The 12,280-nt window shown below is 50.4% G+C and carries 10 protein-coding genes and 2 pseudogenes; 2 read left to right on the top strand and 10 right to left on the bottom strand.

Annotation, left to right across the window (positions count from 1 at the left end):
• Positions 1–71 precede the first annotated feature (71 nt).
• The 7 genes and pseudogenes from AC3RPL_RS24370 to AC3RPL_RS24340 form a co-directional block, all read right to left on the bottom strand.
• Positions 72–1,220 (bottom strand): DUF3322 domain-containing protein, encoded by a 1,149-nt coding sequence (locus tag AC3RPL_RS24370; protein WP_490741877.1) that lies wholly within the window; start codon positions 1,218–1,220, stop codon positions 72–74.
• Between the two features lies 1 nt (position 1,221).
• Positions 1,222–2,577, bottom strand: a complete 1,356-nt coding sequence (locus AC3RPL_RS24365; RefSeq protein WP_490742133.1) for an SbcC/MukB-like Walker B domain-containing protein — start codon at positions 2,575–2,577, stop codon at positions 1,222–1,224.
• 1,581 nt (positions 2,578–4,158) lie between these two features.
• Positions 4,159–4,509 (bottom strand): ATP-binding protein, encoded by a 351-nt coding sequence (locus tag AC3RPL_RS24360; RefSeq protein ID WP_490741876.1) that lies wholly within the window; start codon positions 4,507–4,509, stop codon positions 4,159–4,161.
• Positions 4,506–5,255, bottom strand: coding sequence for a DUF4194 domain-containing protein (locus AC3RPL_RS24355; RefSeq protein WP_490741875.1), 750 nt, complete (start codon positions 5,253–5,255; stop codon positions 4,506–4,508). The genes AC3RPL_RS24360 and AC3RPL_RS24355 overlap by 4 nt, the downstream gene beginning before the upstream one ends.
• 5 nt (positions 5,256–5,260) lie before the next feature.
• A complete protein-coding gene (locus AC3RPL_RS24350) occupies positions 5,261–6,757 on the bottom strand; it encodes a DUF3375 domain-containing protein (protein ID WP_490741874.1) in 1,497 nt (498 codons plus the stop codon).
• A 779-nt stretch (positions 6,758–7,536) separates the two neighbouring features.
• The gene (locus AC3RPL_RS24345) at positions 7,537–8,460 is read right to left on the bottom strand and encodes a tyrosine-type recombinase/integrase (protein ID WP_490742132.1); all 924 of its coding nucleotides are present in this window, start codon (positions 8,458–8,460) and stop codon (positions 7,537–7,539) included.
• Between the two features lie 303 nt (positions 8,461–8,763).
• Positions 8,764–8,898 (bottom strand): annotated as a pseudogene (locus AC3RPL_RS24340) (hypothetical protein); the annotation flags it as partial.
• A 372-nt stretch (positions 8,899–9,270) separates the two neighbouring features.
• Here AC3RPL_RS24340 and AC3RPL_RS24335 point away from each other — a divergent pair.
• On the top strand, positions 9,271–9,651 hold the full coding sequence (locus AC3RPL_RS24335; RefSeq protein WP_490741873.1) for a hypothetical protein: 381 nt from the start codon (positions 9,271–9,273) through the stop codon (positions 9,649–9,651).
• 490 nt (positions 9,652–10,141) lie between these two features.
• Positions 10,142–10,381 carry a hypothetical protein gene (locus AC3RPL_RS24330; RefSeq protein ID WP_490741872.1) on the top strand — a complete coding sequence of 80 codons (240 nt, stop codon included), beginning with the start codon at positions 10,142–10,144 and terminating at the stop codon, positions 10,379–10,381.
• A gap of 142 nt (positions 10,382–10,523) precedes the next feature.
• On the opposite strand, the gene AC3RPL_RS24325 is transcribed toward AC3RPL_RS24330, so the two are convergent.
• From AC3RPL_RS24325 to AC3RPL_RS24315, 3 genes and pseudogenes are all read right to left on the bottom strand, one after another.
• Positions 10,524–10,769 (bottom strand): TIGR03758 family integrating conjugative element protein, encoded by a 246-nt coding sequence (locus AC3RPL_RS24325; RefSeq protein ID WP_490741871.1) that lies wholly within the window; start codon positions 10,767–10,769, stop codon positions 10,524–10,526.
• Positions 10,760–11,074: an integrative conjugative element protein, RAQPRD family gene (locus AC3RPL_RS24320; RefSeq protein ID WP_490741869.1), complete on the bottom strand. Its 315-nt coding sequence runs from the start codon at positions 11,072–11,074 to the stop codon at positions 10,760–10,762. The genes AC3RPL_RS24325 and AC3RPL_RS24320 overlap by 10 nt, the downstream gene beginning before the upstream one ends.
• 460 nt (positions 11,075–11,534) lie before the next feature.
• A pseudogene (locus AC3RPL_RS24315) lies at positions 11,535–11,859 on the bottom strand (transposase).
• Between the last annotated feature and the right edge of the window lie 421 nt (positions 11,860–12,280).

Genomic DNA, 12,280 nt, shown 5'->3' with positions numbered 1-12,280 from the left:
GGCTATATGATACCGCATCTACCGAATATCCGGTAGATTGCTAAGGGTACTGACGGATCTTTCAACCTTATTTATAATCCTTTTCGCCACATGACCAGCGCCTCTTCAACTATCCCCGCAGGCAAAAATTCCTGCTCCAGACGACCACGCGGTAAGCAGGTTAAGTAGCGATAAAAATCGATCTCTTCATTAAGCAAGCCATCAGGTATTGCTTGCTGCGCTTTTACCGGTTCAGAAACGGCGCTATGGCTGGCATATTGCTCAAACAACTCACGGTTCATAAGCAGAACATCAAGCGTCGGGCGACAGCGCCTGGCCCTCGCCAGCATCAGTAGCCCCCAGCTATCCATGTCCCCCCAATAGGCAACGCGTTTTTCATCCAGAACAGAGCTGGATAACCATTGCACGTCAAGGCCGCACCCTAAGATCGCGATAGTGTCAGATAATGCTGGAAGTTGATGCAGACACTGTTCATTTTCAATCACCAGAATACGCGACGCGGGCAATGTTGTTTCCGCCAGTTCCGCCGTCGTCACCCGGCATTTTTTAAAAGGGAGCAATCCGGGCGATAGCGGCACAACCAGAACCCAGTGACTGGACTCATCGAAGGCATCAAGAAAGGTCGTTAATCCATGCTCGCTGGCTTCGCCGGAAAAACGCACATCCAGCAGTCGGGTTAATAACGAAATATTATTCTCGATAAATTTGGTATCCACCCCTTGCCCGGAAAACAGCCTTAACGGTAGCCTTTTTGCGCAGCCTGGTTCTAATCGGCAGGCCAGCCTGGCTGCGCTGATGATGTCTTGTGGATCTTTGTGCCGCCAGAGAGAACGATGGCTGACCAACAGCGAATGAAAAATGGGATCGACATGCTCAATAATTCTCTCCAGCAAGCGAAATTCCCGACTCACCGCCGGATCCGCCGCTGCGTTGATCCAGTCAGAAGGTCCATTCAGTATCCAGCGTAACGGCATTAATACTGGCGTGTCGCTCGCCCGATAACTCACCTCTTCCCAATCCACACGCCCAACCGTTACTTGCCGCCATAACTGCACGTGCTGCAAAACGTACTGCGTTTGCTCTGCGAACATTCTGGCGGAAGGTTTGCCAATGGGCAGGCAGAGCGGCCAGCTACTTGGGGGAAGTAAGCGCTCAGCCCGAAGCTTTGTGTTATCCCACTGCCGGGCTAGTTTTTTACGCAGTTCCTCAGGAGAATACATTCTATGCGTTCTCCCGCCGCTGGTAGTGTTGTTCCAGTTCTTCCCAGCTCAGCGAGGCCATATTCGAATCCTGACCGCGCCGGTGGACGACAATCGCCGAGCGAGTATGGTCGCGCAGCAGGCGCATCTCTTTATTAGGAGTGATAAATACCGCATGTAAACCAAACTCTCTAAGCGCGGCAATGATCCTGCCCGCCACGGCATGAGAGCTACGGGAGAAAGCTTCATCAAGGACAATAGTGCCAAACAGCGGATAACGACTCCCCGCAGGGCATAGCGCGTAGCTAAGTGATGCGGTCAGCACGTAAGACGCGATAATCTCTTTTTCTCCACCGCTACCGCCCTGCGAGCCAGTACGCGACTCAATCACATTACCACTCTGGCGATCCATCACCGATACGGCGAACTCCAGACGAAAACGAGGATCCAGCAGCGCCTTCGCACCCAGGGTACGGTTTCGTTCACAGGCATCCCGCAGTTGCGCCACCAGCACCTGTAAGGCCTTATAATGGCTCTCGCCGTTATCATCAACAAACCGGGCGGCATTTAGCTGACGCTGTGCTTTTTCAAGCGTGCGCAGGCTTTCATGGACAACTTTTTTGGTATCCAGACGCAGGTAGCGATCCGGCTGAAAATCAACCCTGAACATGGTTTCATTGAGCTCGCTGAGTCGCGCTTCAATCACCAGCACCTCATGATCGATATGGCTGAGCAGTTGTGTTACGCCGTCGTCAGATGAACGATTCAGATAGTCGAGGAAGCGATTGAGCTTTTCCGGTAGGGCTTCTTCGGTCAGCTCCTGCAAGCGCTGTAAATAGGCAGGGTTATCGTCCAGATCGGCCCCTGCTTCTGCGAGCGCGCCGGTATCCAGACGTTTGGCTTCAGACATACGTTTGGTTAACTCAAGGTTCAGGCGATGCAATACGCCTTCAACCCCCTTAATTTCCTGCTGAATGACCTGCGCATGTTGACGTTCCAGATCCTGAATATCAGGCAGTTGCTCCAGAGTCACTACAGGAAAATGTGACGCGCACAACTCTCGCTCTTCATCCTGCATACCTTGTTGCGCGCTTTGTTCGGCTTTACGTTCTGCGGTCTGGGCTGATTTTAAAGCAGTATCCAGTTTGACCGTCGCTCTACTGGCCGCCTGACGCAGCTTATCAAGTTCAGACTCAACCGTTTGAGCCTCTTCAAGATTGGCTTTCGCCACGCTGGCGTCAGAATCCGGCCGGGTCAAATTGTCCAGTCGTTCCCGGAGTTGTTCCAGTTGGCGCATTGCACCAGGAACGTCAATGCTATCGTAATCAAGCTGCTGAATTTTATGGAACAAAGCCACCCTGTTTTGAAGCTGACTCATCTCACCTTTCACAAATTCCAGTTGCTGGCTTGCGGTTTTAAATTGCTCCTGAAGCGCGGCAATTTCTTTGGCAAGAAAGTTCAGGCGATCGCGGTTATCGAACCCCGTCAGCCAGTCTTCATCAAGGCGCTTCTGATCCTGCTTGTCATAAAAACGCTGCTTACCTGACATTAACCCCTGAACCGTCATAGCATGGGGCATGTCACGCAGCCGTTCAGGGCTGTCAACACAATGCCTGTCGCTTTCCGCCAGTAAGGCTTTGACGGCTTCCCGCCACGGATGCTCTTTCCACAACAGCTTGCGGGTAAAACCATCGTCGAAAAACCGGGCGGGAGAGTGCGGCAATTTGACTTCCAGCAGCCGCACATGCAGACGGTTATTACGCTGATTTATCCAGCGCAACGCTTCCGGTGCCGATTCAGGTGAAACAAGAATACGCAGCCTGTTACTCCCGACAGCGCGCTCAATCGCACCGCGCCACTGCGCCTCTTCCGGTTTAACCTGCATCAGTTCAGCGACGAAAGGTAGTTCAGACTCTTCAACGTTCAGCGCTTTTGCCAGCTCGCTGCGAAACGCCTGATCTTTCGCTGGAAGGTTAGAACCCGGGCGACGCGCAATCTCGGCGCTTTCCGTTTCCCGCTCCCTAAGCTCTGCGCTAATGTTATGGCTGAGCGCACCTTTTTGGTACACCTCGTCTTCTTTTCGCTTTATATCATCAGCAAGCTGCTCACACCAGGCTTTGGCCTCATGTTGGTTCGCCTCCAGCTGTGGTTGGCTCAGGTCAGGCAGTAATCCAAGATTACGGGTCAACTGTTGATACTGGCGCGCCAGCGTTTCTCGTTTACCGAGCGTTTGTTGCCAGTCATTGATGCGCTCATTCAGTTCATCAATATTGGCACCGCCGACCTGGAGGTAGCGTTGCAAACAGTCAGTCACGACCTTTTTCTGCAACTCAAACCGCGATTGGATCTGTTCTTCGCTGGCTTGTGCCTCACCAAGTTCGACCTCAAGACGACTGCCAGTTTCCCGCCAGAGCTGGCTTGCCTGCTGTGCAAACCAGACAGGTAGCAACGATTCCAGCATCTGCCCGTCAGTAAGATGTTGCTGCTGTTCCTGATACTTCGACCAGCTCAGAGCAACAGGTTGTAAAGAGTGCTGTTGTTTACGCGCCGTTTCGAGTTCCTGATGAATCTCAGTCAGAGCATCAAAACTATTGGCCACTTCTGTTGCACGATCGAAGGCGGAATGGTCGTCCAGCACCAGCTCGCGGAAAATCTCATCAATACTGTTGAGCTGTTTTAACCCTGCCGCCCGGTTTAACAACGTAAACGCGTTTTCCCCCACTTCGAAGAAATCCCGCAGGCGAGCCAGGTACTGTTTTTTATTCGGATATGTCCAGATGCCGGTCACTTCCTTTTCCATTTGCCGCAGCAAACGTGTGCCGCCATCATGGTAAACATTCAACCAGTGCTCCAGCGTCTGTCCGGGGTTATCGCTGAATAGCCAAAGCCTTTTCATATCCGTCACGCTGGAGCTGGTGGAATCAAACCACAACAGCGCCCCCAGACGTACCTGTTGCCCTTAGCGCTCCAGCGTAGCGGCAATGCCGGTCACGGTTTTACCCGGTCTGGCAATATGCGATTGGCCTTCACCTCCATCACCGGGGCCGGATACGCCGCGCACGTAGGAGATAAGATCCCTGTCACTTTCATGACCGCCGGTTGAGGCCAGGTTGTAACGGGGATTGGCGCAGAGTAGCGTCATCAAGGCATCGACCAGCGTGGTTTTTCCGCTCCCGGTTGGGCCAATAACGGCAGTCCCTTCATGATGGATTGCGGCCTGATGCAATCCATGAAAACCGCCCCAGTTGAACAACTCGATGTGGGTAAGAATGAAAGATTCCTTCCCAGTCAGACGAACCATCTGATTCATACGTCCTCCTCGCTGCTATCCTTTTCTGACGCGTTATCCGGGGAGGTTTGCCGGGCAATCTGTTCCCGCAGCCATGCCAGTAATGCCTGAAGATTTATCGGATCGGCAAGATGAGCAATAATCGGACGAATCACGATCCGCTCATGCGCATCCGGCGACGTGACCAGCCCATGACCCTTTAATTGATCCAACAGGGTAAGCAACCGGGTACGTTCTTTTGATTCACTCCCCGGATCGCCAAGGTAAATCTGGAGCTGAGGGAGAAGATCGTCGATAGCGATCTGCGCCTGGCTGGCGCCGGTTCCACTTTCTTGCTCCCAGGCAACAAAATGCTGACGCAATATGGCGACTAATAATGATTGTTCCAGATTAAGCCGTTGCCGTCTCACCAGAGGGTGTGACCATTCATCCTGTTCTGGCGTTTCGTCAAGTCTGACTTTGACATACAGCAGACCGCGGATCTCATCAATGCCAATATCCAGATCGAGAGGTTCCAGAATGCAAGTAACCTCTTCAGGGTGAGTCAGTACCACGCGGTACAGATTGGGTTTACTGGCCTCTTCCAGCAGGCCGTATTTGAGCAATTCCTGAGTCGCTTCGCGTATTTTTTTCAGTGTTCGCGTTTCGCTACTGGTTGCATTTTCCTCAACCAATGCTTCGGCAACTTCTTCATCCAACGATGAAGATTCACTGCCTGTATTTGCAGTAACGCTCCGGTTAATCAGTTTGTCAAAAAAGCCCGCCATGCCAACTACTCCCAATCAATATCCATTAATGCCTGACTTTCCAGACCGGTAATGGGCAGATTAAATCGCCAGAGACGACCTTCCCCATCACTAAGTTCAGCAAATTCGCGCTGTGAATCAATAACCTCAATGCCCGCTTCTCTCGCCATGCCAATCCAGACGGCGAACGTTTCGAGATCGTGAGCCGGGGGCAACAACGCCGCCAACTCGGCCAGACCAACGGGACGATTTTCTTTTGCCAGAAGCTGCAACGTTTGCTGAATCAACGCCTCACGATCGAGACCATTGAAAGCATCCCAGAAATCATCACCAATCTGCGTTAAATCCGCCGCATGATTACTGAGATCCAATGTCTGTTCCGCTTCATCGTCCACTTCTTTAAAACGCAAGCGCTCAATAGCAGGGACACCCGTTACTGCCACACCAATGGCAGGAAGCGGAACCTCTTGTTTGCGAATAACCTGGCGCTGCCAATCGAGTTTTAATGCCAGATTCAGAAATTCGTTAAGCAGATGGCCAACACGGTGATGTTCAGCCGCAAGACCCGTTTTCATAAAACCGCGAACATCGCGCTCGCTACGGGCGCGAGCCTGAAGTACGGTTTGCGATTCATCGACCAGGCGTTTAACCAGCCAGCGCAAATCATGACGCTGTAGACGGTTGAGCGCATCAGAAGCAGAAGGATGGCCAAGGATTACGCGCAGTCGCTCGCTCATTGCAGTCAGTTCAGCTGACTGGCGTAGCTGTTGCTGAAAACTGTCGAAGACTCTTCCCTCCGGTGTATTAAGCAGCGCGTCCTGATCGTTTAACAGGCGTTCTACTATATCACCACGGTGATATTGCTCACCGATAATGGATTGCCGAAGCGCACGGTCTGCCTCACACCAGGAATCTTCAACGCGACGAAAGTCAGCCCTCAGGCTGGAAGCTAAATTGAAGAGCTCACGAATATGTTCGACCGCCTGATACGTTTCCAGTACCTCAATATGTCCGGCTTCTGCCTCCTGTAATTCACGTTCCAGCTCGGTAATACGACGACGTAAGGTTGAAACCCGGTTTGCCGGGTTAGGGTTAAGCCGGGTTTCCAGATTTTCAATTTCTCGCTGTACGGTGGACAAACGGGAAGCCGTAGAGGTCATGAAACGATTATCCAACGACTCAACAAACGTAATCGCGACCTCAAGCGCATCGGTGGCGAAGATACGTCCATCCCGTTCGACAATTAAACGCCGTTTTATCAATTCTCGTAGTTCACGGCTGGCCTGAAGAGACGGATTTTCCTGATTAATCTCATACTGTTCCTGGCTCACATGCTCGACAAGAATGCCGGTAAGGGACTGAATCGCTTCCTCAAGAGGGATACCATCATGTGATTTTTCAAACAGCGTTTTCAGGCAACTCAGTATCAGCGGGGAACGACGAGTAGCAAGAAGTATCCAGGCAGGATGCTGGTTTTTCGCTGAAATATAATTTTCCGTACGCTGCCTTGTGTTTTCTTCCATGTAGCAGAGCCTTCAAAATGCTGGTTGAGGTACACAGACTACGATAATTCGCCGATGCGGATTTTTTCTCCAGTAGCCTGCCTTACTTTCTGATTTTTATCACAATATTTTCCCCAGTGACTTTTCTCCATTATCAGAAAAAATCCCGGAATCTGTGTGCTATGAATTCGGGCTAACGCATGAACTGATAACATCTAGTAATAGCTTTACAAGACAGGATGCTGAAAGGCGTGGTGGAAAAATGCGGAAATGGTGTTAACTCCCTACGATAAAAAACAACAACTCTGCTTCATAACAATGGTGAGTTTTATGGTATGGAACAAATCGCGTGTCGTAAGAGTGGGGGAGTGTGTCAATTACACTCCAATTTTTCGTGACAACCATCACAAAAACAAAGCGATTTTTTATGGGGGCCTTAGTGGGGGCGCTGTTTGTGATAAATCTCTACAAAACCAATAATAAACAGCATGTTAATCGTGGATACGATTCCGAGTCCGGCACCACTTCTTCAGAGCCTGTTCGTTAAGGGATGAGATCCTTAACGGGCAAGACAGTGGTCCCCAGCATGATGTTGGTAGTTCACTTACCACACCATTGTTGAACACGGGACTGTAAGTCCGGAGGATGTTCAAGCAGCCTCCGGACTTCTCACATCCATTAAAAATACTTCACGGACGTATTTATCCTCAGATCCTTTCTTTGTCAATCTTTTGTAAAGCGTTATGTCCTTTTTTTTCCGTATTGATAATCATCGACTTAGATTTGACTTAAGATTTATCCTATGCCGCATCCAGCTGTTCAAGCACGCTTCTGACCTTCTCGATATCACTTTCCACATACTGGAGTGTCACCGCCGGCGTCGAGTGTCCCAGCAGATCCTGCGCCATCTTGAGGTTACGTTCAGGCAGACTCATCAGGTTAGTGGCAATCGTATGTCTGAAACGGTGCTGGCTGACCACAAAACCACATTCGTTAGACAGCCTTCTGAAGAAAGCCCTCAGCGGCGGATGATCCATATTCTCACTCACCTCGTTCCGCCGACCGTCAAAGCGGGTGAGATTAAAAAGCTGGTCGTGCATCTTTGCATCGCGCTCAATCGAGAGATTGTAAAGCCTCTCCAGTCCGGGCCGGAGATGCCGGGTGATGGGGACGCGATGCTCCCGGTGATTTTTGGCCCCCTCCGGACGCAGGCTTATCCAGTTATGTTTTAAATTGACGTCGCAGAGCCTGATGTGGAGCAGCTGATTCCGTCTCATGCCTGTCCGGCGAAGAGTGTCCACAACGGTCAACCAGAACAAGGCCGGGCTCAGAGCATTTCTGCGTATTCCCGTTCGCCAGGTATATTCATCGGCAACTCTCGCCTCCATCAGCAAATAAATCCGTTTGATTTGCTCATCGGTCAGCGTTTTTTTGCGTTTAACATCCGGTCGCGCTATCGCGCCATTAAACGGATTATCCCTTGAAGATATAAATCCCTGACTGATGGCAAAATTAAATATTGCCCGCATGTGCGTCAGCTTATTATTCCAGGTGATTTTGGTCAGTCCCTCATCATTAATAACCCGACGCCGCCAGTTCAGTACCATACGTCTGTCCACATTCTCTGGCATAATATTTTCACCAACCCAGGTCGAAAAAGAACGGACACCCTCCTCGCACAGGCAATACCAGGCCTCATCGTCTTCCGCGTCCCATTTTTCCAGCGCCAGCTGACGGGTGATAACCGCTCCGTTCAGGCTGACGATGACCGGCGTGTAACGCACCAGATCACGAATTTCCTGGAGGCAGGTGAGGCGCTCCTGACTGCTCAGCGACTCGTACCATTCGCCTCTCACTGAGCAGCCCGGTACGACGGTTGTCATCTCATCAAGATCGTAGTGATAGCTCATTTCCCGTGTGTCCACCGACATCTGCCAGAGGTTTGAACGCCACAGCGTGCGGGCATGGGCCATAATCTGGCCCCGGCCCAGTCGGAAGCGGCCATAGGTGGCATCCCCCTCCTGATGTGGCGTGCCAAACCGACCAAAATAGCGTTTCACATCCTCATGGGAGGCAAAGCCCCGGCCATCGTCGCGGCAGACAAAGCCTTCGGCGGAGATCTCAACGCTCACCTGTTTCGCGCCGGCATCGACGCTGTTCATGATAAGTTCGATAACCGCCTTGCCGATGGAACCGGCCTGGCTGTAAATGATGTGATGAATAATCTGAGGGCCAGGTTCAAAGGGACAGCGCATGGAAAGACTCCGTTGTGGGGGTTCCGGCGCTATTTTCAGGATATGTGTCTGCGGTTATATAAAGAACTGTGACCGCAGATGTGAAAGAATCTGCAAAATGGTGGGACCGTTAATCGGTGGAAGGCGATTGCGCGTTAAAAAGTGCTGCTGATAAAATTCATTAAACAGCCAGTTGAAAAAAGACTATTCAAAGCTTAACGTTGCAGAGGAATGAATAACTGTTAAGAGTCTGAACTCTTTCTATAAGGCAAATGGAGACTGTAATAAATGGAATTAGGTATGATTGATATTAATCCCGATGAACCAGGTCAGTATTTTAATTTCAGAAATCCCCTGCCATACAACCAGTATTATGCTGTTAAACCACAGTACCATCCTCCATTGGGTGCTCAGCCTGTTGTTGATGATAATACAGGCCTCTGTATTGGCTATACGTTTGCTCAGGCACCAGGGTTATGGCAGGTATATGACTCTGAGGGACGGTTCATCACGCTTGAAGAAACCCCGCTGCAAACACCTCTTATCGATCCTGTAGATAAGAGGCCTGTTGGCATTCGGCGTTTTTCGCCTGTTGCGCAGCGGACGGGCAATACTGGATGTTGTTGCGGGAAAAAAAGTGGGTGTCGTACTGAGTGGAGCAACTCTGAGTATACTCCGTAGCCGCCTTAAAGTCGGCCTGTCTGTGCGTAATCTTAAATTTACTCACAAAACGGCTTCACATATGAGTAACCCTGGCAGATATATTCCTGTCCATATACTGGAAAAAGCAATCAGATATGGGGTTCGCAGTCCTGATGCAAGAAAAGTTGCCGGGCTCATAACTTACCGTATCCGTATGACACGATTGACCAGGGTACAGGTGGGTAACAAGATTGAGTACATCCACAAAGAATATACCTTGCTCGTCGTGGTCAGGGAACGCGACTGGACAATTATGCACTTCCATATCGATTGAGCGACGGGACAATAAATGTTTGAAATAAAGAATGAAGATACTCTCTTTCGCCTCTCATTCATCGAAAGAATTGAAGAACCTTAGGAGCCTCAGGAAGATGTGATAATGTGCTGGCTGGAGATAAATGGTTGCAGCATAAGCCTTCAATGTCAGTGTGAGCTTATACCCTATGATCTTGTAAGTCTGAAAAAAATAATGACGGACTTTTATCAATCACTGTCCGCAAACAAACGACCTGAGCCTGTAAGCTTCTCACCAAGAATGAGTACCTTCACCTGTGGATTTAATGTCATTGGTGGAAGTGATGCTGTGGGGTTCAGCTTCACTGCATCCCCGCAAATCTATGAAAGCTGGAAACTGACGGGAGGCATCATCATTGACCAGTCCTATTTTCCGGCGCTGATCAATGGAATTGAATCGATCCTGACAAACTGAACGCGGGCTCTTTGCCGCCTGCCCCCGCAACCTGCGGCTTACGCAGGCAGCAAACCGCGCTGCCCGCATAACCCACAGGCCCGTTTAACTGCACACCACGCCGCAGGCCACCCGGTCAATCTCCTTCAGCACCCACAGCATATCAGTGGAAAAAGAGAAAGAGGGTCAGAAGCCAGAGCACAATGAGGCGGATAAGCAGTTCGTTGAACTGCCGGAACGTAACGGCTTTGGTAGGCAGGCCACGATAGGCGTGGACCAGTGCCCAGGCACTGAACAGCAGCATAACCACGGCCAGGGTGCCCAGGATCAGGATATTAAGCTGCGCGGGGGTCAGACCGCTGCCGGTGTCCGCACTCCATCCGAAGACCTGAGAATCATTCATCGCCATGCCGGTTCCTCGGCGCGGTAACGCCCGGAGACGGACGAAGGTGCAGCTGGCTGCGCCCGTGAGGGCTCCATATAGGTGGCGATACCCTGCCTCATGGCAGCGATATCATGTGTGGCCTGCTGATAGTCGAAATAAAAGCGGGCATCCTGATTCTGGTTCGCCACCACGCGGGCGCGATCGAGCCCCGCCTGGACCTGATCGAGCTGACGCATCACCAGCGCCAGCTCGTCTTTCTCTGACGCCTGGCACTGTAAGGCGGGCAGCGAGGCCATCAGCAGGATAATAAGGGGTTTACTATGACGCATTCTGCGGCTCTCCCGGATAACTGGTGGTCGGCAGAGTGACGTAAAGCGGCAGGAGTTACAGCAGGAAATTGTTTATGGGGGAATGAAGATAAAGGACATTATGGATAAAATCAGGCGAGATTGGCATTTGCATTCGAAATGAGTCTGGGCTTCCGTTAAGTGCCAGGACGTTACTAACGCAACGGAGAGTTAAAATACGGGTAGCAAGGTCACGTCCTCTTAAAGGGGCTGGCGAGGTAGGGAAAGCGCTGCGCGCCAGAGCAATTACCAATATGCATCCAGATCAATTGTATCGCTCTCTGGTGCAAGTTCTTTCGATAACCTATCAATCTGTATTACTACTGGGGTGTGGAAAGCGGTACCAGATAGTACACATGCACCTGAATGTAGTGATGGTATTAAGGTACGAGATGAGTTATCGAGGTTGTTTAAAGAGTTTTTTAGCAAAAATATATCGTTATCATTGAATACACAGCGCGGGAGACACGTCCGCATCGTACATTTCCTTAAACGTGGCGACGATTTCGCGGGTCGTCATGCTTTTGGCGTACAGGGATAAAATCTTGCGTGATACGCGTCTGGCTTTTCTTTATCAGCTGTGGTTCGAAGGTGTTTTCGCAGTCACGCAGCGTGCTCAGTTCAATCTTACCATCGTCACAAAGTAATGTTTTTGACGAATAGCCATTAAGATCATAAGAAACTGATTTTGTGGAGTTTTCATTGAACACCAGATGGTCAGTTAACTCCGAATTGAGCGCTGTTTCGACGGTAAGCTTCGTCAACATACGGGAAAACTGATCGAGATCGGCTTTGGTTTTAAGGCCTTGAGCCAGTTCAGCCGCAAGGGTTTTGAGTTTTTTTTCGTCCATAATTTGCCTGTCTCCGTATCTGGAGTGAAGATATCAAAAACAGGCAGATATATAACTTAAATTACAGTCTCGGCTGAAACTGAGGTAACGATAATTTTGGCGGTTCCGGCGTAGAAAACCATAATAGTTTAGCCATCCATGCACCAACGCCCATAAATATCACTTACGCGATCGGCAATGAGTACTTTTCGCTCCGCGATCTGCATTATCAACACGTATAACTATACTCGATAATAGAAGTGACTTTAATTAAAAAATCCGCACTGCGATATTTAAATACGCAGCGCAGATCATGATTCATACGTTCGCTGACTTTACCTCTCGCCGAAGATGAGGT

The sequence above is a fragment of the Erwinia papayae genome (genome assembly GCF_058241465.1).
Note: the sequence above shows the minus strand (reverse complement) of the source record. Positions and strands in the feature narration are given on the sequence as shown.

Bases quoted from the DNA above. Each gene is read 5' to 3' on its own strand.
- AC3RPL_RS24370 (WP_490741877.1), bottom strand. From the start codon at position 1,220: ATGTATTCTCCTGAGGAACTGCGTAAAAAACTAGCCCGGCAGTGGGAT.
- AC3RPL_RS24365 (WP_490742133.1), bottom strand. From the start codon at position 2,577: ATGAGTCAGCTTCAAAACAGGGTGGCTTTGTTCCATAAAATTCAGCAG.
- AC3RPL_RS24360 (WP_490741876.1), bottom strand. From the start codon at position 4,509: ATGAATCAGATGGTTCGTCTGACTGGGAAGGAATCTTTCATTCTTACC.
- AC3RPL_RS24355 (WP_490741875.1), bottom strand. From the start codon at position 5,255: ATGGCGGGCTTTTTTGACAAACTGATTAACCGGAGCGTTACTGCAAAT.
- AC3RPL_RS24350 (WP_490741874.1), bottom strand. From the start codon at position 6,757: ATGGAAGAAAACACAAGGCAGCGTACGGAAAATTATATTTCAGCGAAA.
- AC3RPL_RS24335 (WP_490741873.1), top strand. From the start codon at position 9,271: ATGATTGATATTAATCCCGATGAACCAGGTCAGTATTTTAATTTCAGA.
- AC3RPL_RS24330 (WP_490741872.1), top strand. From the start codon at position 10,142: ATGACGGACTTTTATCAATCACTGTCCGCAAACAAACGACCTGAGCCT.
- AC3RPL_RS24325 (WP_490741871.1), bottom strand. From the start codon at position 10,769: ATGGCGATGAATGATTCTCAGGTCTTCGGATGGAGTGCGGACACCGGC.
- AC3RPL_RS24320 (WP_490741869.1), bottom strand. From the start codon at position 11,074: ATGCGTCATAGTAAACCCCTTATTATCCTGCTGATGGCCTCGCTGCCC.